This is a genomic window from Burkholderia sp. MSHR3999 (assembly GCF_000833595.1).
Taxonomy (GTDB): Bacteria; Pseudomonadota; Gammaproteobacteria; order Burkholderiales; family Burkholderiaceae; genus Burkholderia; species Burkholderia ubonensis.
This window is the reverse complement of sequence record NZ_JRFO01000006.1, coordinates 402,776-428,393: the sequence shown is the minus strand read 5'-3', so window position 1 is coordinate 428,393 and position 25,618 is coordinate 402,776. Positions and strand designations below refer to the sequence as shown.

24 protein-coding genes are annotated in these 25,618 nt (G+C 70.0%); 7 read left to right on the top strand and 17 right to left on the bottom strand.

Translation table 11 applies throughout. The features are described from left to right. Positions 1-12 precede the first annotated feature (12 nt). From KY49_RS19220 to kynB, 6 genes are all read right to left on the bottom strand, one after another. The gene (locus tag KY49_RS19220; protein WP_071749337.1) at positions 13-1,014 is read right to left on the bottom strand and encodes a sugar-binding transcriptional regulator; all 1,002 of its coding nucleotides are present in this window, start codon (positions 1,012-1,014) and stop codon (positions 13-15) included. A gap of 52 nt (positions 1,015-1,066) precedes the next feature. Then, positions 1,067-2,548, bottom strand: a complete 1,482-nt coding sequence (gene xylB / locus KY49_RS19215; protein ID WP_042586177.1) for a xylulokinase — start codon at positions 2,546-2,548, stop codon at positions 1,067-1,069. A 96-nt stretch (positions 2,549-2,644) separates the two neighbouring features. Further along, positions 2,645-4,039, bottom strand: a complete 1,395-nt coding sequence (gene dalD / locus KY49_RS19210; RefSeq protein WP_042586176.1) for a D-arabinitol 4-dehydrogenase — start codon at positions 4,037-4,039, stop codon at positions 2,645-2,647. Positions 4,040-4,184: 145 nt separating this feature from the next. Next, on the bottom strand, positions 4,185-5,120 hold the full coding sequence (gene kynA / locus KY49_RS19205) for a tryptophan 2,3-dioxygenase (RefSeq protein WP_042586175.1): 936 nt from the start codon (positions 5,118-5,120) through the stop codon (positions 4,185-4,187). A 95-nt stretch (positions 5,121-5,215) separates the two neighbouring features. Next, the gene (gene kynU / locus KY49_RS19200) at positions 5,216-6,469 is read right to left on the bottom strand and encodes a kynureninase (protein WP_042586174.1); all 1,254 of its coding nucleotides are present in this window, start codon (positions 6,467-6,469) and stop codon (positions 5,216-5,218) included. Positions 6,470-6,493: 24 nt separating this feature from the next. Further along, a complete protein-coding gene (gene kynB, locus KY49_RS19195; protein WP_042586173.1) occupies positions 6,494-7,147 on the bottom strand; it encodes an arylformamidase in 654 nt (217 codons plus the stop codon). 130 nt (positions 7,148-7,277) lie between these two features. On the opposite strand from kynB, the gene KY49_RS19190 reads away from it, so the two are divergent. Further along, positions 7,278-7,778, top strand: a complete 501-nt coding sequence (locus tag KY49_RS19190; RefSeq protein WP_010090865.1) for an Lrp/AsnC family transcriptional regulator — start codon at positions 7,278-7,280, stop codon at positions 7,776-7,778. Here the strand turns inward: KY49_RS19190 and KY49_RS19185 are convergent. The 3 genes from KY49_RS19185 to KY49_RS19175 all read right to left on the bottom strand — a co-directional run bounded on the left by KY49_RS19185 (position 7,765) and on the right by KY49_RS19175 (position 10,582). Beyond that, entirely contained in the window at positions 7,765-8,274 is a 510-nt protein-coding gene (locus tag KY49_RS19185) for a flavin reductase family protein (protein ID WP_042586172.1), read from the bottom strand. The two genes, KY49_RS19190 and KY49_RS19185, sit on opposite strands and share 14 nt — an antisense overlap. A 239-nt stretch (positions 8,275-8,513) precedes the next feature. Next, entirely contained in the window at positions 8,514-9,179 is a 666-nt protein-coding gene (locus KY49_RS19180) for a hypothetical protein (protein ID WP_042586171.1), read from the bottom strand. After that, positions 9,176-10,582 carry a selenium-binding protein SBP56-related protein gene (locus tag KY49_RS19175; RefSeq protein ID WP_042586170.1) on the bottom strand — a complete coding sequence of 469 codons (1,407 nt, stop codon included), beginning with the start codon at positions 10,580-10,582 and terminating at the stop codon, positions 9,176-9,178. The genes KY49_RS19180 and KY49_RS19175 overlap by 4 nt, the downstream gene beginning before the upstream one ends. A 509-nt stretch (positions 10,583-11,091) precedes the next feature. On the opposite strand from KY49_RS19175, the gene msrA reads away from it, so the two are divergent. Then, positions 11,092-11,640, top strand: coding sequence for a peptide-methionine (S)-S-oxide reductase MsrA (gene msrA / locus KY49_RS19170; protein WP_042586169.1), 549 nt, complete (start codon positions 11,092-11,094; stop codon positions 11,638-11,640). Positions 11,641-11,647: 7 nt separating this feature from the next. On the opposite strand, the gene KY49_RS19165 is transcribed toward msrA, so the two are convergent. From KY49_RS19165 to pdxH, 3 genes are all read right to left on the bottom strand, one after another. Beyond that, positions 11,648-12,940, bottom strand: a complete 1,293-nt coding sequence (locus KY49_RS19165; RefSeq protein WP_042586168.1) for a DUF72 domain-containing protein — start codon at positions 12,938-12,940, stop codon at positions 11,648-11,650. A 23-nt stretch (positions 12,941-12,963) separates the two neighbouring features. Further along, positions 12,964-14,184, bottom strand: a complete 1,221-nt coding sequence (locus KY49_RS19160) for an SAM-dependent methyltransferase (RefSeq protein WP_042586167.1) — start codon at positions 14,182-14,184, stop codon at positions 12,964-12,966. 121 nt (positions 14,185-14,305) lie between these two features. Next, positions 14,306-14,950, bottom strand: coding sequence for a pyridoxamine 5'-phosphate oxidase (pdxH, locus tag KY49_RS19155; protein ID WP_042586166.1), 645 nt, complete (start codon positions 14,948-14,950; stop codon positions 14,306-14,308). A 128-nt stretch (positions 14,951-15,078) separates the two neighbouring features. Here pdxH and tcdA point away from each other — a divergent pair, with 128 nt between their 5' ends. Further along, a complete protein-coding gene (gene tcdA / locus KY49_RS19150; RefSeq protein ID WP_042586165.1) occupies positions 15,079-15,936 on the top strand; it encodes a tRNA cyclic N6-threonylcarbamoyladenosine(37) synthase TcdA in 858 nt (285 codons plus the stop codon). A 46-nt stretch (positions 15,937-15,982) separates the two neighbouring features. Here the strand turns inward: tcdA and trxA are convergent, their stop codons facing one another. Together trxA and KY49_RS19140 are read right to left on the bottom strand one after the other, a co-directional pair. After that, complete coding sequence (trxA, locus tag KY49_RS19145) at positions 15,983-16,831, bottom strand: thioredoxin (protein ID WP_042586164.1); 849 nt, start codon at positions 16,829-16,831, stop codon at positions 15,983-15,985. Between the two features lie 52 nt (positions 16,832-16,883). After that, on the bottom strand, positions 16,884-17,765 hold the full coding sequence (locus KY49_RS19140) for a pirin family protein (protein ID WP_042586163.1): 882 nt from the start codon (positions 17,763-17,765) through the stop codon (positions 16,884-16,886). A gap of 226 nt (positions 17,766-17,991) precedes the next feature. Here KY49_RS19140 and KY49_RS19135 point away from each other — a divergent pair, with 226 nt between their 5' ends. Further along, positions 17,992-18,870: an EamA family transporter gene (locus KY49_RS19135; RefSeq protein ID WP_175550725.1), complete on the top strand. Its 879-nt coding sequence runs from the start codon at positions 17,992-17,994 to the stop codon at positions 18,868-18,870. A 69-nt stretch (positions 18,871-18,939) separates the two neighbouring features. On the opposite strand, the gene KY49_RS19130 is transcribed toward KY49_RS19135, so the two are convergent. Both KY49_RS19130 and tsaE read right to left on the bottom strand, forming a co-directional pair. Continuing rightward, positions 18,940-20,469, bottom strand: a complete 1,530-nt coding sequence (locus KY49_RS19130) for an N-acetylmuramoyl-L-alanine amidase (RefSeq protein ID WP_042586161.1) — start codon at positions 20,467-20,469, stop codon at positions 18,940-18,942. Continuing rightward, a complete protein-coding gene (gene tsaE, locus KY49_RS19125) occupies positions 20,451-21,005 on the bottom strand; it encodes a tRNA (adenosine(37)-N6)-threonylcarbamoyltransferase complex ATPase subunit type 1 TsaE (protein WP_042586160.1) in 555 nt (184 codons plus the stop codon). Before tsaE ends, KY49_RS19130 begins: the two co-directional genes overlap by 19 nt. A 17-nt stretch (positions 21,006-21,022) precedes the next feature. Between tsaE and queG the strand changes: the two genes are divergently transcribed. The 3 genes from queG to xerD all read left to right on the top strand — a co-directional run bounded on the left by queG (position 21,023) and on the right by xerD (position 23,819). Further along, positions 21,023-22,258, top strand: coding sequence for a tRNA epoxyqueuosine(34) reductase QueG (queG, locus tag KY49_RS19120; protein WP_042586159.1), 1,236 nt, complete (start codon positions 21,023-21,025; stop codon positions 22,256-22,258). Between the two features lie 146 nt (positions 22,259-22,404). Next, the gene (locus KY49_RS19115; protein WP_042586158.1) at positions 22,405-22,875 is read left to right on the top strand and encodes a methylated-DNA--[protein]-cysteine S-methyltransferase; all 471 of its coding nucleotides are present in this window, start codon (positions 22,405-22,407) and stop codon (positions 22,873-22,875) included. Continuing rightward, positions 22,872-23,819 (top strand): site-specific tyrosine recombinase XerD, encoded by a 948-nt coding sequence (gene xerD, locus KY49_RS19110; protein WP_042586157.1) that lies wholly within the window; start codon positions 22,872-22,874, stop codon positions 23,817-23,819. Before KY49_RS19115 ends, xerD begins: the two co-directional genes overlap by 4 nt. A 24-nt stretch (positions 23,820-23,843) precedes the next feature. On the opposite strand, the gene KY49_RS19105 is transcribed toward xerD, so the two are convergent. Next, complete coding sequence (locus tag KY49_RS19105) at positions 23,844-25,406, bottom strand: class I adenylate-forming enzyme family protein (RefSeq protein WP_042586867.1); 1,563 nt, start codon at positions 25,404-25,406, stop codon at positions 23,844-23,846. Between the last annotated feature and the right edge of the window lie 212 nt (positions 25,407-25,618).

The window sequence follows — 25,618 nt, the reverse complement described above, 5'->3', positions numbered from 1 at the left end:
CGCGCCGCAGTGTCAGGACGCGGGGGCTTCCAGCGCCGCCCGCGCGCAGGTCTCGTCGGTGACGAGCCCCGACAGCCAGCCGCCGCGCAGCGCGGCGATCACCGCGTCGCGCTTTTTCGGCCCGCCCGCGAACGCGATCGTCGGGCGCTTCGGCGGCGTGTCGAGCGGCACGCTCGTCACGCGCGCGCTCGTCGACGCGGCGATCCGGCGGCCCTGCGCGTCGATCGGCACGCCGAGCAGTTCGGCGACCGCGCCGAGCGCGATCATCTCGTCGCGCTCCTGCTCGGTGATGAAGCCGTCCTCGTAAAGCGGGCAGTGCGTGCCGATGTTGCCGATGCCGACCAGCGCGACGTCGGCTTCGCCCGACAGCGCCTCGACGATCCGGTACAGCCGGTGATTGCACCACTGCGCGCGTTCGGCGCCGCTGTCCGCGAACAGCGGCGCGGGCAGCAGGAAGTGCTTGCCGCCCGTCTTCTCGGAGATGTCCTGCGCGACGTCGTAGCGGTTCGACGAGCCGTCGGCGGCGATCGCGCCGACCATCGACACGAGCCGGTGCTGCGGCCGGTCGATCTGCGCGATCTGCGCGACCGCGGCCTTCAGCGTGCGGCCGCTGCTGACCGCGATCACCATCGGCCGCGTCTCGTTCAGGTAGCGCTCCATCACCTGTGCGCCGGCGACCGCGAGCTTGCGGTCGATCGCCTCGGGCGCGTCGTCGTCGACCGGCACGACTTCGCACATCGACAGGCCGTAGCGTTTCGACAGTTGCGTGCCGAGGTCGAGACAGTCGGCGAGCTGGTGATCGACGCGCACGCGGATCAGGTTCTTCTCGACCGCGAACGCGACGAGGCGCTGCGCGACCGGGCGCGAAACCTGGAGCTTCTCGGCGATTTCGTTCTGCGTGTCGCCCGCGACGTAGTAGAGCCACGCGGCGCGGGTGGCGAGATCGAGTTTTTCGGAGGACTTGGGCACGATAGCGATTGAATTCGAATCCTGGCGGGCCGGCCGGCGGCGCATGGGTACGCACTGTACCGCACTCGCCGCCGCGGCCGGCCCGCGCATCGGTCAGTCAGGCGAGCCGCGCGCGCGACGGCTCGTAGAGCGGGCGCACGTGCCGGTACAGCGCGCGGAACGCGGCGAGGCGCTCGCGCAGCGCCGCATGGCGCGCGGCGTCGGGCGCGTATTCGGCGCGCACCGGCGGCTTGCCCAGCACCGTGTGCGGATCGCCGCCGACCGCGAGCCAGCCGAGCCGCGCCGCGCCGAGCGCGGCACCCGTCTCGCCGCCGCCGTGCTGGCGGGTGCGCACGTTCAGCGCATCGGCGATCAACTGCGCCCAGTACGCGCTGCGCGCGCCGCCGCCGATCAGCGACAGCGCGTCGGCCTCGACGCCGGCCGCATGCAGCGCGTCGAAGCCGTCGGCGAGGCCGAGCGTCACGCCTTCGAGCACCGCATAGCCGAGATGCGCGCGTTCGGTCGCATGGGTCATCCCGAAGAACACGCCCTGCGCATACGGATCGTTGTGCGGCGTGCGCTCGCCCGACAGGTAGGGCAGGAACAGCGGCGCGGCGGCGAGCGCGCCGGCGTCGAGCGCCTCGACTTCCGCGAGCAGCGTCGGCTCGTCGGTGCCGGTCAGCTTGCAGACCCAGCGCAGGCAGCTCGCCGCCGACAGCACGACGCTCATCAGCTGCCAGCGGTCGGGAATCGCGTGGCAGAACGCGTGCACCGCGGACGCCGGGTTCGGCATGAAGCGGTCGCCGACGACGCTCAGCACGCCCGACGTGCCGAGCGACACGAAGCCGTCGCCCGCGTGGATCGCGCCGATGCCGAGCGCGCTCGTCGCGTTGTCGCCGCCGCCGCCCGCGACGACGACCGCTTCCGACAGCCCGAGCTCGCGCGCGACGTCGGCGCGCAGGGTGCCGGACGGCGCGTTGCCTTCGACGATCCGCGGCATCTGCGCGCGCGTCATCCCGCATGCGGCGAGCAGCGCGTCGGACCAGTCGCGGCGCGCGACGTCGAGCCACAGCGTGCCCGCGGCGTCGGACGGATCGGACACCTTCGCGCCCGTCAGCATGAACCGCAGGTAGTCCTTCGGCATCAGCACGCAGGCCGTCGCCGCGAACAGGTCGGGTTCGTGCGTCGCGACCCACAGCAGCTTCGGCGCGGTGAAGCCGGGCATCGCGAGATTGCCGGTGAGCGCATGCAGGTCCGGCGCGCGTTCGGTGAGCAGCGCGCATTCGTCGGCGCTGCGCATGTCGTTCCACAGGATCGCGGGACGCAGCACGCGATCGGCGCGGTCGAGCAGCACCGCGCCGTGCATCTGGCCCGACAGCCCGATGCCGCGCACCTGCGCGAACGCGTGCGGATGGCGCTCGCGCAGCGCGGCGAGCGCGCCGAGCGTGCCCCGCCACCAGTCGTCCGGATGCTGCTCGGCCCAGCGCGGGCGCGGCCGCGACACGGTGAACGGCGCGCCCGCGGTGCCGACGACCGTGCCGTCCGGGGCGAGCAGCAGCACCTTCACTTCCGAGGTGCCGAGGTCGATGCCGAGATACATGTGCGATCCGTTCCGTCAGGGAGGAGCCGCTACTTTAGCCGCGCGGGCGCGGGCGTGCCAATGCCGGCAGACCCGACGCGCGGCCGGGCGGCGCGCTCAGCGCTGCGCGAGCCACGCGTCGACGCGCGCGAGGCCGGCGCGCACCGCGTCGACGAGCGCGGCGTTGCCGGCGAGCGACCCCCAAAGCTGCCGCTGCGCGCACAGCGCGGCGACCGGGTCGCCGGCCGCCACGATCGCGCGCGCGGCGCCTTCGTCCATCACGCCGTCCTGGTATTCATACGGCAGCGCGCCGCGGGCCCAGCGCTCGAGGAAGCGCAGGAACAGCGCGGGCAGCACCGCGGTCGCGACCGGCGCCGCGCCGCGCGCGACGCATTCGGCGAGCGTCGGTGCGATGAAGCCGGGCAGCTTCGAGAAGCCGTCCGCGGCGACGCGCTGGTTGGTGTCGAGTACATAAGGATTGCCGAAGCGCTCGAGCACGACGTCCCGATAGCGCGCGAGATCGAGCGGGCTCGGAGTAAGGCACGGGATCACGTCCTGCGTCGCGTAGTCGTGCGCGAAGCGGCGGATCGCCGCGTCGTGCGTGCCTTCGTGGATGTACGTATGGCCCGCCAGCGTGCCGGCCCACGCGATGCAGCTATGCGTCGCGTTGAGCAGGCGGATCTTCGCTTCCTCGTACGGATGCACGTCGTCGACGAGTTCGGCGCCCGCCCGCTCCCATTGCGGCCGGCCGGCCGCGAAGCGGTCCTCGATCACCCATTGGATGAACGATTCGCCCATCACCGGGCACGCGTCGTCGACGCCGGTCGCCGCGCGCACGCGCTCGCGCACGTCGGCGGTCGGGCGCGGCGTGATCCGGTCGACCATCGCGCCTGGGGTTGCGACGTGCGCATCGAACCAGTCGAGCAGGTCGCGCGCGCCGCGCCGTTCGAGGAATTCGCGCATCCCCGCGCGAAAGCGCGCGCCGTTGCTGCGCAGGTTGTCGCAGCTTTGCAGCGTGAGCGGGCCCGCGCCGCGCTTCATCCGCTCGGCGAGCAGCGCGGCGAGCGCGCCGTACAGCGTCGTGCGGGCGCCCTGCAGGTCGGCCGCGAGATCGGGGTTCGCAAGGTCGAGCCGGTTGTGCTCGTCGAGGTAGTAGCCGCCTTCGGTGACGGTGAACGACACGATCCGGCATGCGGGGTCCGCGCCGGCGTCGATCAGCGCGGCGAGATCGATCGACCACGGCAGCACGCGCGTGATCGCGCGGATCGTCTCGTACGCGCGCTCGCCTTGCGGCGTAACCGTCTCGAGCGTGTACGCGCCGTGCTGCGCGGCAAGCGCATCCATGGTCGCGCGCATGTCGTCGCGGATGTTGCCGACGACCAGCGACCAGCGCTCGGCGGCCGGCACGGCCGCGTTCACGCGATGCAGGTACCACGCCTGGTGCGCGCGGTGGAACGATCCGGCGCCGATGTGCAGCAGCACGGGCGCGCGGGCGGGCGACGACTCGCTCATCCGTTGTCTCCTTCCGGCGGCCGAGCATGGCGATGCCGGATCATTTGCTCGTTGTGTGAGCGAATGATCGTATTCGGGCGAGCGAAAGTCAAGGCGTGCGCGCGGCTTTTCGATGGTGCGCTGCGGCGCGACGGCCGGCAGCGGATTACAGCGTCGTGCGCACGTGCCAGAGCTCGGGGAACAGCACGACGTCGAGCATCTTGCGCAGATACGGCGCGCCGCTCGTGCCGCCCGTGCCCTGCTTGAAGCCGATGATGCGCTCGACGGTCGTCACGTGGCGGAAGCGCCACTGGCGGAATGCGTCCTCGAGATCGACCAGCTCCTCGGCCATCTCGTACAGCTCCCAGTGCTGCTGCGGATGCCGGTACACCTCGAGCCACGCGGCTTCGACCGTTTCGTCGTGCTGCGTCGGCTGCGTCCAGTCGCGCGCGAGCCGCTCTGGCGCGATCGGGAAGCCGCGCCGCGCGAGCAGGTGCACGACCTCGTCGTAGAACGACGGCGCCTCGAGCGTCGCGCGCACCTGCTCGAGGATGTCCGGGCGGTGCGCATGCGGCTGCAGCATCTGCGGGTTCTTGTTGCCGAGCATGAATTCGAGCTGGCGGTACTGGTACGACTGGAAGCCCGACGACTGGCCGAGATACGGCCGCATCGCCGAATACTCGGACGGCGTCATCGTCGCGAGCACGTTCCACGCCTGCACGAGCTGCTCGAAAATGCGCGACACGCGCGCGAGCATCTTGAACGCGGGCGGCAGCGCGTCGCGATGGACCGCGTCGAGCGCCGCGCGCAGCTCGAACAGCGCGAGCTTCATCCACAGCTCGCTCGTCTGATGCTGGATGATGAACAGCATCTCGTTGTGATCCGGCGACAGCGGATGCTGCGCGTCGAGGATCTGGTTGAGCGACAGGTAGTCGCCGTAGCTCATCGACTTCGAGAAATCGAGCTGCGCGTTGTGCCAGCCGGCTTGCTCGCCGGCGTCGCCCGGCACGTGCGGCGCTTCGTGCGCCGGGTGTACAGGGGCTGGGGTACGTGCGCCCGAGAACGGGCAGCCTGCCGGCGCGTCGCTGCCGGGCGGTTGCATATGACCAGAATTCACGACTTCCATCTCCAGATTTGAATGTGTATCGCTGGGGGCGCCCAGCTGGGGGCGCCTGGCCGGGGGCTCGCGGCGGCCGATCAGGTCACCGCGCCGCGCGTGGCGAACTCGGGCGCTTTCCATGCGCCGGTGTCGAGGATGTCGCGCAGCGTCTCGACGGCGTCCCACACGTCGACGAAGCGCGTATAGAGCGGCGTGAAGCCGAAGCGCAGCACGTGCGGCTCGCGGTAGTCGCCGATCACGCCGCGCGCGATCAGCGCCTGCATCACCTCGTAGCCGTGCGGATGCTCGAAGCTCGCCTGCGAGCCGCGCTGGTGATGGCTGCGCGGCGTGACGAGCTTCAGCGAATGGCCCTCGCAGCGCGCCTCGACGAGCGCGACGAACGCGTCGGTCAGCGCGAGCGACTTGCGGCGGATCGCGTGCATGTCGGTCTGCAGGAACACGTCGAGCCCGCATTCGACCATCGACATCGACACGATCGGCTGCGTGCCGCACAGGAAGCGCGCGATGCCGGGATCGGGCGCGAACTCGGGCTGCATCGCGAACGGCGCGCGGTGGCCCCACCAGCCGGACAGCGGCTGCGAGAAATGCGCGTGATGGCGCTTCGGCACCCACACGAACGCGGGCGAGCCGGGGCCGCCGTTCAGGTACTTGTACGTGCAGCCGACCGCGCCGTCCGCGCGCGCGCCGTTCAGGTCGACCGGCACCGCGCCCGCCGAATGCGCGAGATCCCACAGCATCAGCGCGCCCGCGTCGTGCACGAGCTGCGTGACGGCCGGCATGTCGTGCATGTAGCCGGTGCGATAGTTCACGTGCGTGATCATCGCGACCGCGGTGTCGTCGCCGAGCGCGTCGGGCAGGTCGGCCGGATCGTCGATCAGGCGCAGTTCGTAGTCGCCGCCCAACTGCGCGATCAGCCCCTGCGCGATGTACAGGTCGGTCGGGAAGTTCGAGCGCTCCGACACGATCACGCGGCGCTCGGGCGCGCGTTCGGCCTGGTAGCGCAGCATCGCGGACAGCAGCTTGAACAGGTTGATCGAGATCGTATCGGTGACGACGGTCTCGTCCGGCGCGCCGCCGATCAGCGTCGCGAGCTTGTCGCCGAGGCGGCGCGGCAGCGCGAACCAGCCGGCGGTGTTCCAGCTGCGGATCAGGCCGTCGCCCCATTCGGCGCCGATCACCTGCTGCGCGCGGGCGGCCGACGCGCGCGGCTGCGCGCCGAGCGAGTTGCCGTCGAGGTAAATCACGCCGTCGGGCAGCGCGAACTGGTCGCGCAGCGGGGCGAGCGGGTCGTCGCGGTCGAGCGCGAGCGCATCTTCACGGGTCTTGATCATGATGGTCGGGGTTGGTTCGAAGGTTCAGTCGGCGCGGCCGGGCAGCGCGCGCAGCACGGCGCGCACGGGGCTCGCGTCGAGCGTCGCGAGCTTGAGCGGCAGCGCGATCAGTTCATAGTCGCCGGCCGGCACGGCGTCGAGCACGATGCCTTCCAGGATCGCCATCCGGTGCGCGCGGATGCGGCGATGCGCGTCCATCGTCTTCGATTCCTGCGGATCGAGCGACGGCGTGTCGATGCCGATCAGCTTCACGCCGCGTGCGGCGAGCAGGTCGATGGTGTCGGGCGCGACCGCGCAGAAATCCGGGTCCCACTGCGCGGCGGGCGCGTGCGCATAGGTGCGCAGCAGCACGCGCGGCGGCACGCCGTCGAGCGCGGCCGCATGACTGGCCACGATATCGGCCGGCGTGACGACGGGGGATGCGCCGATGCAGTGGATCACGCGGCACGGGCCGAGATACACGTCGAGCGGCACCGCGCCGATCGGCGCGCCGTCGGCGTCGTAGTGAAGCGGCGCGTCGGTGTGCGCGCCGGTATGCGGCGACAGCGTCAGGCGCGCGACGTTGACGGGCGAGCCCGCCTCCATCCGCCAGACGCGTTCGACGGTGACCGGCGTGTCGCCCGGCCATACGGGGGTGGCGGGGTCGACCGGCGGCGAGATGTCCCAGAGTGTGTCCATGGCATGACGAAGCAGCGAAATGATGCTTCGCATGATAGGCGGACGCTCGCAAAAAGTGCTTGCGAAATAGACATGGACAAACCGCCAGATTGGCAGATAATTCGAATCAGAGAGAAAACGGAGACCAAAAATGCACGCGATCACGCTCGACGCCACCGACTGCCGGATTCTCGCGGTCCTGCAAGAGGAAGGCAGAATCAGCAACCTGGATCTTGCCGAACGGATTTCATTGTCGCCATCGGCCTGCCTGCGGCGCATGCGCCTGCTGGAGGACCAGGGCGTGATCGAGCATTACCGCGCGTGCCTGAGCCGGGAGAAGCTCGGCTTCGAGCTGGAGGCATTCGTGCAGGTGTCGATGCGCAACGAGCAGACGCAGTGGCACGAACGGTTCGCCGAGGAGCTGCGCGAATGGCCCGAGGTGGTCGGCGCGTTTGTCGTGACGGGCGAGAGCCACTACCTGCTGCGGGTGCTCGCGCACAACCTCAAGCACTATTCGGATTTCGTGCTGAACCGGCTGTACAAGGCGCCGGGCGTGATGGACATCCGTTCCAACATCGTGCTGCAGACGCTGAAGGACGAGGCGGGCGCGCCGGTCGTGCTGGCGCGCACCGGGGCGATCAAAGCTGTGTGAGGCCGTGGAAGCCGCCGCCGTGGAACACGAGCGGCGCGGTGGCGCCGGCATCCGGATTCACGCCGCAGCGCTCGACCTCGCCGACGAAGATCACGTGGTCGCCTTCGTCGTAGCGGCTGCGGTTGTGGCACTCGAACCACGCGATCGCGCCGTCGAGCACCGGCATCCCCGAATTGCCGGCCGCGTGCGCGATGCCCTCGAAGCGGTCGCCCTTGTAGGTCGAGAAGCGCTTGCACAGGTCGAGCTGCGACGCCGCGAGCACGTTGACGACGTAGTGGCTGTTGCTGCGGAACACCGGCGTCGACGCCGACTTGTGCGCGAGGCTCCACAGCACGAGCGGCGGGTCGAGCGACACCGAGTTGAACGAGCTCGCGGTGATGCCGATCAGTTGCCCGGACGGCGCGCGCGTCGTGATCACGGTCACGCCGGTCGCAAACTGGCCGAGCGCCTGCCGGAACGCGGCGGCGTCGAAATTCGGCGGCGTAGCGCGGCTCATCGGGCGGCCATCCGGAACGGGGCGCGCGCGCACGGCGCGCGGCGGGTGAAGCGGGCGAAGGGCGACAAGGCGGTCAGTCTGGAAATGGGACGCATGGCGCGATTTTAGCGGAATCGACCGTGGCGGGACGCGGCGCCTCGCGCCTCCGGTCGGTATGGTGGCGCAACGAACTTGCCGGCGAAGGATGGCGCGACGCGCGGCGGCCGGTGGCGCAAGCCCGTCATCGGCGTGAACGGGCTTCAGCCCGCCGCGCCGAGCCCGAGCGACAGTGCGCCGATCAGGATCAGGCTCGACGCCCACAGCGCATCGAGGTTGAACCAGCTCCGCGACACGAACTTCAGCCCGAGGTAGCGATAGACGAGCCACGCGAGCAGCCCGCCGGCGGCGAGCATCGCGGCCGCGTGGGCGGTTGCGACGACGAGCGCCATCCCGAGGTTCGCATTCACGAGCGCCGTCGCCGCCCGATGCCCCGGGTCCATGTCGATCCCGCAGAGCCCGAGATAGATCGGCACCAGCATCAGCCCCGCGCCGTGCGCGATCGCCACCGCGAACGACCAGAGCCCGAGCCGCGACGGCGGAATGCGCGCGAGGATCCGCGGGTGGCGCGGCCGCAGCAGCAGGAAGGCCCCGCAGGCGATCACGAGCACGCTCGCGCCGATCCGGATCGGCGCCTGCCACGCGACGAGCGCGGCGAGCGCCGCGAACGGCAGCATCATCGCGAACACCGACAGCGCGTGCCCGAGCGCGAGATAGCCGAGCGCCGCGACCAGCGCGCGGCCGCTGCGCGCCATCAGTCCGTTCGACACGGCCAGCGGCCATCCCATCGCGGGATTGAACCCGTGATAGAGGCCGCTTGCCAGCACCGCGGACCAGAGACCGACCTGGGCCGTGACGTGGCCGCTCAAGATCGGACCGACGGATAGCAAAACGAATCGGTCGAGCAGTCGCCGCCTTCGAGCCGGATCTGGTGCGCGCGGTAGCCGTCCGGGAACGCCACCCAGTAGTCGTCGGCGAGCGTCAGGCCGCCGTCGGGGCCGGCGTGCGCCATCACTTGCGCGCCGGGCACGCCGTCGGGGTAGAACTGGTCGTCCCACGTCGAATAGAGCGAGTTGGTCCAGTAGACCCGCTTGCCGTCGCGGCTTATCTCGACCATCTGCGGGCCGCCCGCGAACGTCTTGCCGTTCGGATGCGGCGTGCGCCGCACGATGCCGCCGATATGCACCGATCCCGCGAGCTTCGGCTTGCGCGGGTCGGTGACGTCGTACTGGCGCATCTCGCCGGTGCCCCAGCAGGACACGTAGAGGAAGCGGTCGTCGAGCGACAGGTCGATGTCGGTCACGAGCGGCGGCACCGCGCCGAACGGTTTCAGCAGCGGCGGCAGCTGGTCCGCGGGCGCGGGCTCGGCCGGGATCGTCGCGGTCTTCTCGATGTGGAACCGGCCGTCTTCGCGCCACCAGGTCCAGATCGAGCCTTCGAGGTTCGTCGTGTCGATCACGACGCCGAGGAAGCCGTATTCGCGCGCGGGGTCGTGCGCGGGCCGCACTTCCAGCGCCATCTGGTGCTGCGCGCCGAGGTCGATGGTCTGCACGTTGCGCCGCGCGCGCAGGTCCCAGAAATGCAGCCGGTGCCCGTACCGGTTCGCCAGCAGTTCCTCGGGGACGATGCCGTTCTCGAATTGCGGCGGCAGCGCCCATTCGCTCGACACCATGTAGTCGCGCGGCAGGTTCCACCAGAAGTCGTAATGCTTGTCCTGCGTGCCCCGGTCGATTTCCCAGCGGCCGACGACGTCGAAGGTCTCGCAGTCCATGATGAAGATGCCCGGCTGTCCGTCCATGCCGTCCTTGCCGGCGCCGCCCAGCGTGCTGACGTAGATGCCCTCGGGGCCGCAATGGACCGTGTGCGGCCGCGAGTAGCCGGTCTTGCTGAACACTTCGTCGGGTTCGATGATCTTGTGGATGCGCGCCTGGGTCGGGTGCGGATGCGTGTCCACGACGTAGATGCGCGACGAGCGCAGGCCAGGAATGATCAGGTAGCGGCGCTGCAGAAACGCGTGGCCGGTGAGCGGCGACAGCGCCGACGAGCACGCATTCCAGCCGAAGTGATGGAATTCGTCGCCGGTGGTCGGCATCGTCACCGTATGCACGACCTGCCCGTAGGTTTCCGAGCCGGGCTTCACGTCGATCACGGCGAGCGCGTCGGGCTGCGAAAAGTCGGGGCTGAGCAGCAGGGTGTACGCGAAGGATTCGGCCGGCGCGCGCATCGCGAGTTCCGGCGACGCATGAAACGTCGGGTCAGGCCGCATGGTCATGGTAGTGCCCTCGTTATCGTATTGGAGCGCCCGGCGCGGGATGGCCGGCGTCGGACGCGGTGGTCATGCGAAACGGCCGGACGGGATTGCCGCCGCGGCCGAACGGAGCTGCCGGCAGCCGCGACGACGGGCGGCGCCTTCCATCCAGAAGCGAAAACAGATGACGTGTATCGGGTGAAGCGTCGACGCTTGGCCGGTTGCGGCGCAACGTTGCCGCCGACCGGCCGGGGCTCGATCGAGCCGGTGATGCGAGGGGTGTTCGCTGAAGCATCCGGAACGCTGCTGCAACGGACGATGATGCATCAGGGTGGAGCATGGGGCGATCACGGCGGAAGGGATGATCAGTCTTCACGGCCGGGTGTGGGCTAGTGTAGTCGAGAATCGGCGGCGACGTGTTCGCCGCGATGCGCGGGCGGCCGCGCATTGCGCATTCCGTGATCGTGCAGCGCGATGGGTTCGGATGCGATACTGCTCGTTCTCGACGGCCATTTGATTTCAGGGGGAACGGAATGCTTGAAACCGCGACTTTAGGAGGGGGATGCTTCTGGTGCACGGAAGCGGTGTTTCTCGACGTCGACGGCGTGACGGCGGTCGAGTCCGGCTACGCGGGCGGCCACACCCGCAATCCGGGCTACCGCGACGTATGCGACGGCGACACCGGGCACGCGGAGGTCGTCAACGTGACGTTCGACCCGGCGCGCATCGGCTATCGCGAGATCCTCGAGATCTTCTTCGCGACGCACGATCCGACGCAACTGAACCGGCAAGGCAACGACGTCGGCACGCAATACCGGTCGGCCGTGTTCACGCATTCGGACGCGCAGCGCGACACCGCGCTCGACGTGATCCGCGAGCTCGAGCGCGAGCAGGTGTTCGCGCAGCCGATCGTCACGCAGGTCGTGCCGCTCGACGGCAATTACTGGCCGGCCGAGGACTATCACCAGAACTACTATGCGCAGAATCCCGGCCAGGGGTATTGCGCGGTCGTGATCGGGCCGAAGCTCGCGAAGTTCCGCCAGAAGTTCGCGCACCGGCTGAAGTCGTCGCGCGGCGCGTGAACGGGCCCTAGGCTGCCTCGCTGCGCAAGTGCGCGCACGCGGCGGCGATCTCGCGCGCGAGCGCGATGCACGACAGCGGCGCGGAGCCTTCGGCCTTGTTGTTGATCGTGATGATCACGGGTTGCCCGGCCAACGCATAGCGCGCGGCCAGCTCGGCGAGCGCCGAGCGCGTGTGCGGATCCTCGTCGACGAGCCGGTCGAACGGCTCGTATTTCGCTTTCGCCTGCTCGTACTTGAACCCGCCGTGCAGGCTCCAGCGCACGATCAGCGGGCCCGGCGCGTCGCCGTCGAGCAGCGCGAGCGCGGCCGCCTGCCGAAGCGGGTCGGGCATCCGCGCGTGCAGGCCGACGCAGTAGCGCACGCCGAGCGCCGCGAGCGCGCGGATGAAGCGCGGCGTGAGCAGGCTCGCGTCGCGGATCTCGATCGCGTAGCGCGGGCCGTCCGGCTCGGGCGGCAGCGGCGGCAGCGCCGCGAAGAACGCGCTCAGCCGGTCGATCAGCGCGGCGGGGTCGGCAAGCAGGCGATCCGGCAGCGGCGAGAACTGGAACACTAGCACGCCGGCCTTCTTGCCGAGCCCGTCGACGCACGGCCGCACGAATTCGTTCGTCGCGAGCGTCGCGTCGAGGAAGCTCGGATTCGGTCCCGACGGCTCGCCGCGCCGGCCGCGCACGACCGCGTCGGTGACCGATGCGGGCGCCTTGACGACGAAGCGGAAGTCGTCCGGCACCTGCTGCGCGTAGCGCAGGTAGTCGGCGACGGACAGCGGCCCGTAGAACGACCGGTCGAGGCTCACGCTCCTGAGCAGCGGATGCGCGCCGTACGCTTCGAGCCCTTCGCGCGACAGCTTGGTCTGCGCGAAGTCGCCGTCGTAGACGATGCCGTTCCAGCCGGGGAAATACCACGACGACGTGCCGAGCCGCACGTTCGGCGGCAACCCGGCCGCGGCGTCCGCCACGTCGGGCGCGATCGGCGCGGGCGGCACGCCGCGCCGGCGCTTGCCTTGCTTCGGCGCGGGCGGCGGCGCGGGTTCGTCCCACAGCAGGCCGGTGGAGGGAGGGGCTACTTCGTCGGGTGCGCCGCGGGGCGATGGCGATGGCGTCGGCGGCACGCTGCCGCCGTCGTCCGGCGGCGTCACATCGACGTCATCGCCGGCGTTCGCACGGGCGTCGTCGTCCGCAGCGCGTGCGTCATCGGGCGCCGCGCCGAACAGGTCGAACTGTCCGTCGGCGGGCGTCCCGTCCGAATCGTCGTGTTGCCGCTTTCCCGGCGGCGCCTTGCGCCGCATGCTGCCGTCACCCATGCATGCCGTGCGTGAAGCGCCGCCTAGCGCGGCAGCGCGTGTTCGTACATGTAGCGCCGCGACCACGGCAGCGTCTTCGCGCTCTGCCCGGCCTTGCGGCACACGATTTGAAAGATCGACACGTCGTCGTGCTCGAACGCATACGCGCAGCCGGCGAGATACACGCGCCAGATGCGGAATTTTTCGTCGTCGACGAGCTTCCTGGCTTCCTCGGCCTTCGCCTCGAAGTTCTCGGTCCAGATGTCGAGCGTGCGCGCATAGTGCCGCCGCAGGCTTTCGACGTCAATCGCCTCGAGCCCGCCGCGCTGCGCCGCTTCGAGCGCGAGGCTGATGTGCGGCAGCTCGCCGTCCGGGAACACGTAGCGGTCGATGAACTCGCCGCCGCCGAGCGCCGTCTCGCCGCTTTCCGCATCGGTCGACGTGATGCCGTGGTTCATCGCGATGCCGTCGTCGGCGAGCAGGTCGTGAATGCGCGAGAAGTAGAGCGGCAGGTTCTTGCGGCCGACGTGCTCGAACATCCCGACGCTCGTGATGCGGTCGAACTGGCCGTCGATCTCGCGATAGTCCTGCAGGCGGATCTCGATTTTGTCCTGCAGCCCCGCGGCCTTCACGCGCGCGGTCGCGAGGTCGAACTGGTTCTGCGACAGCGTCACGCCGAGGCACTGCGCGCCGAACTTGCTCGCGGCCCGCAGCACCAGCGCGCCCCAGCCGCAGCCGATGTCGAGCAGCCGCTGGCCCGGCTGCAGCCGGATCTTCGTGAGGATGTGGTCGATCTTCTTGATCTGCGCGGTGGCGAGATCCTCGTCGCCGTTCTCGAAGTACGCGCACGAGTAGACCATGTTCTCGTCGAGCCACAGCTGGTAGAACTCGTTCGAGACGTCGTAGTGATACTGAACCGCCTTCTTGTCGGTGCTCTTCGTGTGATTGAAGTAGCGCTTCACGCGCGCGAGCTTGCTCGCATGCGTCACGGTGCTGCGCGCGAGCGAGTAGCTGATGTTGATGATGTCGGAGAGCTTGCCCTCGATGTCGATCTTGCCCTTCACGTACGCCTCGCCGAGGTTGTCGAGGCTCGGGTCGAGCAGGAGCGGCAGCGCCGATGCGCTGTTGACCTTCAGCGTGACCTGCGGCGCGGCGAACGTGCCGAAATCGAGCTGATCGCCGTTCCACAACACGAGGCGCGCCGGAATGTTCGCCTTCGCCCGTACATCGTCCGCCCACTGTGCCAGCTTCTTTTCCCAGAACATTTGGAATCTCCGTTGTTCGTTGAATCGAATACAGCCAAGTTTCTTGACGGCGCCCGCCGACCCGGCGGGCGCCCGCATGCCATACGAAAAATACGAAACGCGATCGGTGGTGCGCGCCGGCTTACGGCGACAGGCGCGAAATCGTCCAGCCGTGCGGCGCGGCGTCGTCGCGCGTATACAGCAGCCGGTCGTGCAGCCGCGACGGGCGGCCCTGCCAGAATTCGAGCGAGTCGGGCACGAGGCGGTAGCCTCCCCAGTGCGGCGGCCGCGGCGGGTCGTCGCCGTAGCGTTCGCTGACGGCCTTTTCGCGCGCTTCGAGCGTCGCGCGGCTGTCGATCACGGCGCTCTGGTCGGACGCCCACGCGCCGATGCGCGAGCCGAGCGGGCGCGACGCGAAATAGCGGTCGCTGTCCTCGGCGCTGGTCTTCTCGACGCGGCCTTCGACGCGCACCTGGCGCTCGAGCTCGATCCAGTAGAACAGCAGCGCGGCATACGGATGCGCGGCGAGATCGCGGCCCTTGCGGCTTTCGTAATTGGTGAAGAAGACGAACCCGCGTTCGTCGACGCCCTTGATCAGCACGATCCGCGCGGACGGCCGGCCGTTTTCGCCGACGGTGGCGAGCGTCATCGTGTTCGGCTCGGGGAGCTTGGCGTCGAGCGCCTCCTTGAACCAGCGATCGAACTGCGCGAAGGGGTTCGGGGCGGCGTCGGCTTCGTCGAGCGAAGCACGCGAGTAATTGATGCGGAGATCGGCGAGTGTCGTCATGTTATGCAAACGCTTCAATCTGGGGCCAGTATAGCGAAGGCGGGAGAAACGTGCGTGCACAGGGGCGCGTGTCGGCGAGCGGTTCAGGCAAAATACGGGGCTGCACGATTTACGTTTTCCTTCCCGCCATGTCATCCCACGACGCCGCCCCGATAACTTCTGATCTTACCCCGAGCCCGTCAAGTCAGCTTGACGTGGATCGCGCACGGCGCTTCGGCGGCATCGCGCGGCTGTACGGCGCGCCTGCGCTCGCCGCGTTCGAGCGCGCGCACGTCGCGGTGATCGGCATCGGCGGGGTCGGCTCGTGGACGGCCGAGGCGCTCGCGCGCAGCGCGGTCGGCACGTTGACGCTCGTCGATCTCGACAACGTCGCCGAAAGCAATACGAACCGGCAGATCCACGCGCTCGACGGCAATTACGGCAAGCCGAAGGTCGACGCGATGGCCGAGCGGATCGCGCTGATCGATCCCGCGTGCCGCGTGCACCGGATCGAGGATTTCGCCGAGCCTGACAATTTCGACGCGCTGCTCGGCGGCGGCTTCGACTACGTGATCGACGCGATCGACAGCGTGCGCACGAAGGTCGCGCTGATCGCGTGGTGCGTCGCGAAAGGGCAGCCGCTCGTCACGGTCGGCGGCGCGGGCGGGCAGCTCGACCCGACCCGCATCCGCATCGACGATCTCGCGCTGACGATCCAGGATCCGCTGCTGTCGAAGGTGCGCGCGCAACTGCGCAAGCAGCACGGCTTTCCGCGCGGGCCGAAGGCGCGCTTCAAGGTCAGCGCCGTGTATTCGGACGAGCCGCTGATCTATCCGGAAGCCGCCGCCTGCGACCTCGAGGACGGCGCGGAGCCGTCCACGGCCGCGCACGTCGCGGGGCTCAACTGCGCGGGCTTCGGCTCGAGCGTGTGCGTGACCGCGAGCTTCGGCTTCGCGGCGGCCGCGCATGCGCTGCGGGCGATCGCCGCGCGGGCCGTCGCGGCCTGAATGGAGGGGGGAGGCGGCGGGCGCGCCTGCCGCCCGCCGCGCCGGTTCAGTTGAGCGCCATGCTCAGCTTGCGCCGCCACACGGCGACGAGGTCCGGGCGGTCGCCCGCCAGCTCGAACACCGAGATCATCGTCTTGCGGCCGAGGTCGTCGCCGTACGCGCGGTCGCGCACGACGATTTCCAGCAGCTGCTCCAGCGCGCCTTCGTATGCGCGACGCGCGATCAGGCTCTGCGCGAGATCGAAACGCGCGTCGAGGTCGGCCGGATTCCCGGCGATGCGCGCTTCGAGCGCGTCGGTTGGCGGGAGGTCGGCGGTCGCGGCGAGTGCGTCGAAACGGGTCTGGATCGCCTGCAGGCGCGGATCGCCGCTCTGCACGGTCTGCGGCGACAGGCGCTCGGTTTCCGCGCGCGCCGCATCGACGTGGTTGCCCGCGAGCAGCAGCTCGATCAGGTCGAGCCGCGCGTCGTCGAAGCCGGGGTTCAGCGCGAGCGCCGCTTCGAGGTGGGCGCGCGCATCGTCGAAGCGCGCTTCCGCCGCCGCGAGCTGCGCGGCGCGGCGCTCGGCTTCCTCGGGCGCCGGCAGCAGCCGGTCGAGGAACGCGCGCAGCTGCCCTTCGGGCAGCACGCCGACGAACTGGTCGACCGGGCGCCCGTCGGCGAACGCGATCACGTGCGGAATGCTGCGCGTCTGGAAATGCGCGGCGAGTTCCTGGTTCTCGTCGACGTTGACCTTCACGAGCTTCCAGCGGCCCTCGTAGTCGCTTTCGAGCTTTTCCAGCAGCGGGCCGAGCGTCTTGCAGGGGCCGCACCACGGCGCCCAGAAATCGACCAGCACGGGCGTGTCCAGCGACGCCTCGATGACGTCTTTTTCGAAAGTGGCAAGCGTGGTGTCCATGTCGTCCTCTTGGGTTCGAATGTCGTCAGGGTGGGGGCGGCACACGCGTTTTTCAACGCGGCTTGCGCTCCGGCAACGGGATCCATTCGGTCTCGCCGGGCACCTTGCCCATTTCCTGCCGCGTCCAGGCCTCCTTCGCGCGCTCGATCGCGTCGCGGCTGCTCGCGACGAAATTCCAGTCGATGAAGCGCTCGCCTTCGAGCCGGTCGCCGCCGAGCAGCATCGCGCGCGCGCCGGCGCCGCTCGTCAGCGTGACGGTCGCGCCCGGTGCGAGCACGGCCATCTGCGCGGGGTCGAGCGGCGTGCCGTCGATCGCGAGGTCGCCGTCGACCAGATAGATCGCGCGCTCCTCGTGCGACGCGTCGAGCACGAGGCGGCCGCCGTCCGCGAATTCCGCGGCGACGTAGAGCGTGCGCGAAAACGTCGTGACGGGCGAGCGCAGCCCGAACGCGTCGCCGGCGATCACCGTCAGCGACACGCCGTCGTCGTTCAGCTTCGGCAGCGCCGCGGCCTCGTGGTGCTCGAACGACGGCGCGTCGGTCTCGTGCGCGAGCGGCAGCGCGACCCAGGTCTGGATCCCGTGCACGGTGTGGCCACGCTCGCGTAGCGCGTCGGGCGTGCGCTCGGAATGGACGATCCCGCGTCCCGCGGTCATCCAGTTGACGTCGCCGGGCACGATCTCCTGCAGCGAGCCAAGGCTGTCGCGGTGCAGGATCGCACCCTCGAACAGATAGGTGACGGTTGCGAGCCCGATGTGCGGATGCGGGCGCACGTCGAGGCCCGTGCCGGGCGGCAGCGTCGCAGCGCCCATGTGATCGAAGAAGATGAACGGGCCGACGAGGCGCGCGGCGAGCGCGGGCAGCGTGCGGCGCACCTGCAGGTTGCCGATGTCGCGCACGTGCGGCTTCAGCAGGGCTTGGATGGAATCGGGCATGGCGGGTCCTGTCGACTGCGGGGATGCGGGTCATTGTACTGGCGCCCGGCAGCACGCGCGTGACGCGTCGCGGGCCGCGCGGCGCGGTACGGTTCCTGCTCGCGGGCAGTGTGCTCACCGCACGGCGTCGGCGCGTTATCCACAATGCGCGTGCGGGATTCCGGGCGGCTCCCGATCGCCGGTAAACTGGCGGCCTTCCATACGACAAATCAAGGAGACCCGGATGATGACCCCGAAGGATCTGCTGCTGGCGCTGGTCGTGATCCTCGCGTGGGGAGTGAATTTCGTCGTGATCCGGGTCGGGCTGGACGGGATGCCGCCGATGCTGCTCGGCGCGCTGCGCTTCACGCTCGCGGCGGTGCCGGCGGTGTTCTTCGTGCGCCGTCCGCAGATTTCGTGGCGGCTGCTCGTGCTGTACGGCGCGACGATCCAGCTCGGCCAGTTCGTGTTCCTGTTCACCGCGATGTACGTCGGGATGCCCGCCGGGCTCGCATCGCTCGTGCTGCAGTCGCAGGCGTTCTTCACGCTGGTGTTCGCGATGGCGTTCCTCGGCGAGCGGCTGCGCGTGCAGAACCTGATCGGCCTCGCGATCGCCGCGACGGGCCTCGTCGTGATCGCCGCGCAGGGCGGTCGCGCGATGACGCTGGCCGGCTTCCTGCTCACGCTCTGTTCGGCCGCGATGTGGGCGTTCGGCAACATCGTGACGAAGAAGGTCGGGCAGGCCAACCTCGTGTCGCTCGTCGTGTGGGCGAGCCTCGTGCCGCCGGTGCCGTTCTTCCTGCTGTCGCTGTGGTTCGAAGGGCCGCAGCGGATCGCGGCCGCGCTCGGCGCGCTGACGGGGGCGTCGATCTTCGCGGTCGTCTATCTCGCGTTCGTCGCGACGCTGCTCGGCTACGGATTGTGGAGCCGGCTGCTGTCGCGCTATCCGGCCGCGCAGGTCGCGCAGTTCTCGCTGCTGGTGCCGGTCATCGGCCTCGCGTCGGCGGCGCTGCTGCTCGACGAGCACCTGACGCGCGCGCAGCTCACGGGCGCGGCGCTGGTGATGGGCGGCCTCGCGGTCAACGTGTTCGGCGGGAAGCTGGTGCGCCGGCTCGCGGCGTCGTGACGTCTTGAAGCGCGCGCCGGCACGCAGCGCGTGCGGCCGGCGGCCAGGGGGAAGCGCGGGAAGAGGGCGTCAGGTCATCCGGTTCTTCGCGAGCGGCGGGTTCGCCGCGAAATAGCGCTTGATGCCGCGGAAGATCGCATCGGCCATCTCGTCGCGATAGCTGTCGTCGTTGAGCCTGCGCTCCTCGTCCGGGTTGCTGATGAACGCGGTCTCGACGAGGATCGACGGGATGTCGGGCGCCTTCAGCACGGCGAACCCGGCCTGCTCGACGGAGCCCTTGTGCAGCTTGTTGATGCCGCCGACTTCCTTCAGCACGTAGCTGCCATAGCGCAGCGAATCGCGGATCTGCGCGGTGGTCGACATGTCGAACAGCGCGCGGCTCACCGCGGCGTCCTGGGTCTTGATGTTGATCCCGCCGATCAGGTCCGACGCGTTTTCCTTGTTCGCGAGCCAGCGGGCCGCCGCGCTCGACGCGCCGTGGTCCGACAGCGCGAACACCGACGAGCCGCGCGCGGACGGCGTCGTGAACGCATCCGCGTGGATCGACACGAACAGGTCCGCGCCGACGCGGCGCGCCTTCTGCACGCGCACGTTGAGCGGCACGAAGAAGTCGGCGTCGCGCGTCATCATCGCGCGCATGTTCGGCGCCGCGTCGATCTTCGCGCGCAGCTTCTTCGCGATGTCGAGCGCGACGTGCTTCTCGTAGGTGCCGTTGCCGCCGATCGCGCCCGGGTCCTCGCCGCCGTGGCCCGGATCGATCGCGACCGTCAGGAGGCGCACGGTGCCGCCCTTGCCGGCGCCTTTGCCAGTATTCGGTGCGATGAATTTGTAGGTGTCGTCGCCTTCGTCCTCGTCGTCCTTGCGCGCGATGACGGGCGGCGGCTTGACCGCGGGCTTCGCGCTCGCGGCAGGCGGCGTGCGCGGCGCGGGCGTGCCCGGCGTGTTCTGCGCGAAGCGCTGGAAGAACGCATCGCTGTTGTCGTTGCCGGCGACCGGCGGCTGCGTCGGTCCGCTCAGCGCGGTCGGCGGCTGCACCTGCTGCGCGCGCGCCGCTTCGTTCAACTGCTGTTCCTTGCGCTCCGTCTGCGCGATCAGGTCGGTCAGCGGATCGGGCGCGACGGCCGGATACAGGTCGAACACCAGGCGGTACTTGTAGGTGCCGACGGGCGGCAGCGTGAACACCTGCGGCTTCACCGAGCCCTTCAGATCGAACACCATCCGCACGACGTGCGGCTGGTACTGGCCGACGCGCACCGAGTGGATCTGCGGATCGTTCGGCGCGATCTTCGACACGAGGTCGCGCAGCGCCTGGTCGAGATCGAGCCCGTTCAGGTCGACGACGAGGCGGTCGGGGCCCTGCAGCAGCTGCTGGGTATTCTGCAGCGGCTGGTCGGATTCGATCGTCACGCGCGTGTAGTCGCGCGCGGGCCACACCCGCACGCCGAGCACCGACGTCGCGTGCGCGAGCCGCGGCACCGCGAGGCCGAGCACCAGCGTCGACGCGCCCGCGCACAGGATCTGGCGGCGCCGCCAGTTATGCGTCGCGGTGGCCGCCGATTCGATCGAGCGGAACGGTTTGATCAACATCTTTCGAGACATGCGTTTCCTGAAGCGCTGTACGCCCGGACGGTGAGGGCGCGGCCGTCGCCGTCCACGTCGAGCGAGAAGACCAGATCGGGCACGCCGAGCAGCGTGCCCGCCTGTTGCGGCCATTCGACGAGGCAGATCGCGCTGGAATTGAAATACTCGCGAAAGCCGGCGTCGGACCATTCGGCCGGGTCGTTGAAACGGTACAGATCGAAGTGATAGACCTCGAGTTCCCCATCGTCGCGTTCGAGCGCGTACGGCTCGACGAGCGTGTAGGTCGGGCTGCGCACGCGGCCGCGATGGCCGAGGCCGCGCAGGATCGCGCGCACGACGGAGGTCTTGCCTGCGCCGAGATCGCCGACCAACTGGATCTGCAGGCCGTCGAACGCATGCGTGCGGGCCAGTTCGGCGCGCGTCGCGTCGAGCACCTGCGCGAAGCGTGCGCCAAAGGCCTCGGTCGCCGCCTCGTCGGCGAGCGCGAACACGCGCTCCGCGAGCGGGGGGGGCAGCGTCGAGACATGGGGCGGGTGGCTGTGCGTGGCTGGCATTCTCGTAAAATAGTGCGATGAACCGATTACCGGAACTCGCCGCATCCGATCCGCGCCCGACTCAGGCCGAGCGCGCGGCGCCGTGCGTCCTCGACGATGCGGCGTTGACCGCGCTCGCCGCGCGCATCAGGGCGTGGGGGCGCGAATTGGGTTTCGGGGCGATCGGCATCAGCGATACCGATCTCTCGGATGCCGAAGCGGGGCTCGCCGCCTGGCTGGAAGCCGGTTGCCACGGCGAGATGGATTATATGGCGAAACATGGGATGAAACGCGCGCGGCCGGCCGAACTTGTGGCCGGTACGCGACGCGTGATTTCGGCCCGGCTCGCCTATCTGCCGGCGCAGACGCTCGCGGCCGACGCAGCGGACGATGCGCCCGGCGCGCCCGCGCCGGGCGACTGGCGCGCGCGCGAGCAGGCCCGGCTCGACGATCCGCAGGCCGCCGTCGTGTCGATCTACGCGCGCGGCCGCGACTATCACAAGGTATTGCGCAACCGCCTGCAGACGCTCGCCGAGCGCATCGAGCGCGAGATCGGCGCGTTCGGCTACCGCGTGTTCACCGATTCCGCGCCGGTGCTCGAGGTCGAGCTCGCGCAGAAGGCGGGCGTCGGCTGGCGCGGCAAGCACACGCTGCTGCTGCAGCGCGACGCGGGGTCGCTGTTCTTCCTCGGCGAGATCTACGTCGACATTCCGCTGCCGACCGATGCGCAGACCGCGCCCGACGCGGCGCCCGAGACGCCGGGCGCGCATTGCGGCAGCTGCACGCGCTGCATCGACGCGTGTCCGACCGGTGCGATCGTCGCGCCGTACCGCGTCGATGCGCGGCGCTGCATCTCGTACCTGACGATCGAGCTGAAAGGCAGCATCCCCGAGCCGCTGCGGCCGCTGATCGGCAATCGCGTGTACGGCTGCGACGACTGCCAGCTCGTGTGCCCGTGGAACAAGTTCGCGCAGGCCGCGCCGGTCGCTGATTTCGACGTGCGTCACGGGCTCGACCGCGCGACGCTCGTCGAGCTGTTCGGCTGGAGTGCAGACGAATTCGACGCGCGGATGCAGGGCAGCGCGATCCGGCGCATCGGCCACGAGTGCTGGCTGCGCAATCTCGCGGTCGGGCTCGGCAATGCGTTGCGCGCACCGCCGGAGCGGCTCGCGCCGGCCGCGCGCGACGCGATCGTCGCCGCGCTGCGCGCGCGTGCCGACGATCCGTCGCCGCTCGTGCGCGAGCACGTCGAGTGGGCGCTGCGGGCGGCGTGAAGGCGGCGTACAGTGGCGGTTCGACAGGTGACGGGCCGCGGCCGCGCTTGCCGGCGAAGCGCGCCGGCGGGACGGGCGGCACGCCGCCTGCAATTCTTTCGGCTTGGCACGGGAAGGGCGTGCGAAGCATGGGACCGGAGACAGCAATGTTCAACGCAGTAATCGACGCACCGTTCGGCAAGGTCGGCATCCGCACGGATGCGGGCGTGGTGCGCGAGATCGTCTATCTGCCCGAATCGGTGAAATCCGTCGATCCGGATACGCCGCTCGCGAAGCGTGCGGTCGAGCAGATCGAACGCTATTTCGAGCGCGCGTCGGCGACCTTCGACCTGCCGCTCGCCGACGTCGGCACCGCGTTCCAGCACCGTGTGTGGGACGCGATTTGCGAGATTCCGCCGGGCGTCGTGCTCACGTACGGACAGGTTGCGAAACAGATCGGCAGCGCGCCGCGCGCGGTCGGCCAGGCGTGCGGCGCGAATTATTTCCCGCTCGTGATCCCGTGCCATCGCGTCGTCGCGTCGAGCGGCATCGGCGGCTTCGCGAACCACGACGACGACGGCTACTACCTGCGGGTGAAGCGCTGGCTGCTCGCGCACGAGGGCGTGCCGTACCGATGAGCGAACCGCTGCTTTCCCCGGAGGCCGCCGACGACGCGGCCGCATCGCCCGCGCTGCTCGCGAGCCGCGCGTCGATCGACGTGTTCTGCGACGCGCTGTGGCTCGAGCACGGCCTCGCGCGCAATACGCTCGACGCATACCGTCGCGATCTGGCGCTGTTTGCGCAGTGGCTCGCGGCGACGCACGACGCGTCGCTCGACGTCGCCGACGAGATGATGGTGACGGGCTACATCGCCGCGCGCAGCGACGGCAAGGCGACGTCGTCGAACCGGCGCCTGTCGGTGTTTCGCCGCTATTACGGCTGGGCCGTGCGCGAGCATCGCGCGAGCGCGGACCCGACGCTGCGGATCACGTCCGCGAAGCAGGCCGCGCGGTTTCCGTCGACGCTGTCCGAAGCGCAGGTCGAGGCGCTGCTCGGCGCGCCCGATGTCGACACGCCGCTCGGTTTGCGCGACCGCACGATGCTCGAGCTGATGTATGCGAGCGGGCTGCGCGTGAGCGAGCTCGTGACGCTGAAGACCGTCGAGGTCGGGCTGAACGAAGGTGTCGTGCGCGTGATGGGCAAGGGCTCGAAAGAGCGGCTCGTGCCGTTCGGCGAAATCGCGCACGGCTGGATCGAGCGTTACCTGCGCCACGCGCGGCCGGCGCTGCTCGGCGCGCGCGCGGCCGACGCGCTGTTCGTGACCGCGCGCGGCGACGGCATGACGCGCCAGCAATTCTGGAACATCATCAAGCGCCATGCGCGGCAGGCGGACGTGCGCGCGCACCTGTCGCCGCACACGCTGCGGCACGCGTTCGCGACGCACCTGCTGAATCACGGCGCGGACCTGCGCGTCGTGCAGATGCTGCTCGGCCACAGCGACATCTCGACGACGCAGATCTATACACACGTCGCGCGCGAGCGCCTGAGGACGCTACACGCGCAGCACCACCCGCGCGGATAGCGCGGGGCGGCGCGGCTGCCGGTGTCAGATCATGTCGCGCAGCTTGTGCTTCAGCACCTTGCCGGTCGACGCGGCCGGCAGCGCGGCGAGCACGCGGATGTGCGCGGGCCGCTTGTACGGCGCGAGCCGCGCCGCGCACCAGTCGTGCAGCGCGGCCTCGGTCGCCGCGGCGCCCGGCGCGAGCTCGACGAACGCGAGCACTTCCTCGTTGCCCTCGACCGGGCGGCCGACCACGGCCGCCTGCACGACGTCCGGGTGCGCGTTCAGCACCTGCTCGACCTCGACCGGATACACGTTGAAGCCCGAGCGGATGATCAGCTCCTTGCTGCGGCCGGCGATCGTCACCGCGCCGCCGGCGTCCTGCCGCGCGAGATCGCCGGTCTTCAGCCAGCCGTCCGGTGTGACTGCCGCGCGGGTCGCGTCCGGATTGCGGTAATAGCCGAGCATCACGTTCGGCCCGCGTACGTGGATCTCGCCGACCTCGCCCTGCGGCACGTCGCGGCCGTCCGGCGCGACGATGCGCATCTCGACGCCCGGAATCGGCACGCCGACCGAGCCGTCGGCGCGCGGCGCATCGAGCGGCGTCTGCGCGATCGTGGGGCTGCTTTCGGTCATCCCGTAGCCGTTGTGCAGCGGCACGCCGTACACGCGCTCGACGCGCGCCTTCAGGCCGGTGTCGAGCGGCGAGCCGCCCGAATACGCGAAACGCAGGCGTGGCGCGCGCCACGCATGGCCGTGCGTGTTCAGGTGCTCGAGCAGCTTCGCGTGCATCGCGGGCACGCCCTGGAAGATCGTGACCCCTTCGTCGGCCAGCGCGACGCGCACGGCCTCGGGCGAAAAGCGCGGCGCGAGCCGCAGCGTCGCGCCCGCGTACAGGCTGCCGAGGCACACCGACGCGAGGCCGTATACGTGCGACACGGGCAGCACCGTATAGACAATGTCCTCGGGCGACACGCGCCGCAGCGCGCTCGACGTCGCCGCGACGTACAGCAGGTTGCGGTGCGACAGCATCACGCCCTTCGGCGTGCCGGTGGTGCCGGTCGTGTAGATCAGCGCCGCGCATTGCGCGGCGCCGTCCGCGGCCACCGGTTCACCGGGCGCGTCCGCGTCGACGCGGGTCGACCATGCGCCGATGTCGATCGCGGGCGCGGGGGCGGGTGTTGCGTGGTGTCGCGCGGCATGCGCGCGCGCGTCCGGCGACGCGGCTTCGGCGAACGCGATCAGCTTCGGGCGCGCATGCGCGGCGATCGCGTCGAGCTCGACGGCCGACAGCCGTGCGTTCGACATGAGCGCCCACGCGTCGAGGCGGGCCGCCGCGAACAGCAGCACGATCTGCGCGACGCAGTTCTCCGCGACGATCATCACGCGGTCGCCGCCGCGCACGCCGCGGCCGGCGAGCTGCGCGGCCGCCGCATCGATCGCCTCCGACAGCTCGCGGTACGACAGGCGGCGCGCGTCCTCGATCAGCGCCGGGCGATCGGGCGCACGGGCGGCCCAGTGCGCGGGGACGTCGGCGATGCGGCCGGGCAGGGCGGCCAGCAGCGCGTCGACGTCGAGCGGCGCGGAGGGGGGGATGGACGAGATCATTGCGTCTCCTGGAGAGGGGCGGGCGTGGCAGGCGAGGGTCGCGAACGATCGTGCCATGTCGGCGGGCGCGCCACAATCGGCCATTCGGTCAATAGCGCTTCGCGATGCGCGCAATGATGATGGACGGTGTCGCGTCGAGTTCGCCGCTGCCGCCCGGGTGACGGAAAAGCGGGCCGCGAGTATACCGCCGACGGTGCCGCCGACGAGAAGCG

Excerpts from the sequence above, each read along its gene's own strand:
- KY49_RS19165 (WP_042586168.1), bottom strand. The coding sequence starts at position 12,940 with ATGGGTGACGGCAGCATGCGGCGCAAGGCGCCGCCGGGAAAGCGGCAA.
- KY49_RS19220 (WP_071749337.1), bottom strand. The coding sequence starts at position 1,014 with ATGCGCCGCCGGCCGGCCCGCCAGGATTCGAATTCAATCGCTATCGTG.
- xerD (WP_042586157.1), top strand. The coding sequence starts at position 22,872 with ATGAGCGAACCGCTGCTTTCCCCGGAGGCCGCCGACGACGCGGCCGCA.
- tsaE (WP_042586160.1), bottom strand. The coding sequence starts at position 21,005 with ATGCCAGCCACGCACAGCCACCCGCCCCATGTCTCGACGCTGCCCCCC.
- queG (WP_042586159.1), top strand. The coding sequence starts at position 21,023 with ATGAACCGATTACCGGAACTCGCCGCATCCGATCCGCGCCCGACTCAG.
- KY49_RS19190 (WP_010090865.1), top strand. The coding sequence starts at position 7,278 with ATGCACGCGATCACGCTCGACGCCACCGACTGCCGGATTCTCGCGGTC.
- trxA (WP_042586164.1), bottom strand. The coding sequence starts at position 16,831 with ATGGACACCACGCTTGCCACTTTCGAAAAAGACGTCATCGAGGCGTCG.
- msrA (WP_042586169.1), top strand. The coding sequence starts at position 11,092 with ATGCTTGAAACCGCGACTTTAGGAGGGGGATGCTTCTGGTGCACGGAA.
- KY49_RS19175 (WP_042586170.1), bottom strand. The coding sequence starts at position 10,582 with ATGACCATGCGGCCTGACCCGACGTTTCATGCGTCGCCGGAACTCGCG.
- KY49_RS19115 (WP_042586158.1), top strand. The coding sequence starts at position 22,405 with ATGTTCAACGCAGTAATCGACGCACCGTTCGGCAAGGTCGGCATCCGC.
- dalD (WP_042586176.1), bottom strand. The coding sequence starts at position 4,039 with ATGAGCGAGTCGTCGCCCGCCCGCGCGCCCGTGCTGCTGCACATCGGC.
- pdxH (WP_042586166.1), bottom strand. The coding sequence starts at position 14,950 with ATGACGACACTCGCCGATCTCCGCATCAATTACTCGCGTGCTTCGCTC.
- KY49_RS19130 (WP_042586161.1), bottom strand. The coding sequence starts at position 20,469 with ATGTCTCGAAAGATGTTGATCAAACCGTTCCGCTCGATCGAATCGGCG.
- tcdA (WP_042586165.1), top strand. The coding sequence starts at position 15,079 with ATGTCATCCCACGACGCCGCCCCGATAACTTCTGATCTTACCCCGAGC.
- xylB (WP_042586177.1), bottom strand. The coding sequence starts at position 2,548 with ATGTATCTCGGCATCGACCTCGGCACCTCGGAAGTGAAGGTGCTGCTG.
- KY49_RS19105 (WP_042586867.1), bottom strand. The coding sequence starts at position 25,406 with ATGATCTCGTCCATCCCCCCCTCCGCGCCGCTCGACGTCGACGCGCTG.
- kynA (WP_042586175.1), bottom strand. The coding sequence starts at position 5,120 with ATGCAACCGCCCGGCAGCGACGCGCCGGCAGGCTGCCCGTTCTCGGGC.
- kynB (WP_042586173.1), bottom strand. The coding sequence starts at position 7,147 with ATGGACACACTCTGGGACATCTCGCCGCCGGTCGACCCCGCCACCCCC.
- KY49_RS19135 (WP_175550725.1), top strand. The coding sequence starts at position 17,992 with ATGACCCCGAAGGATCTGCTGCTGGCGCTGGTCGTGATCCTCGCGTGG.
- KY49_RS19140 (WP_042586163.1), bottom strand. The coding sequence starts at position 17,765 with ATGCCCGATTCCATCCAAGCCCTGCTGAAGCCGCACGTGCGCGACATC.
- KY49_RS19185 (WP_042586172.1), bottom strand. The coding sequence starts at position 8,274 with ATGAGCCGCGCTACGCCGCCGAATTTCGACGCCGCCGCGTTCCGGCAG.
- kynU (WP_042586174.1), bottom strand. The coding sequence starts at position 6,469 with ATGATCAAGACCCGTGAAGATGCGCTCGCGCTCGACCGCGACGACCCG.
- KY49_RS19160 (WP_042586167.1), bottom strand. The coding sequence starts at position 14,184 with ATGTTCTGGGAAAAGAAGCTGGCACAGTGGGCGGACGATGTACGGGCG.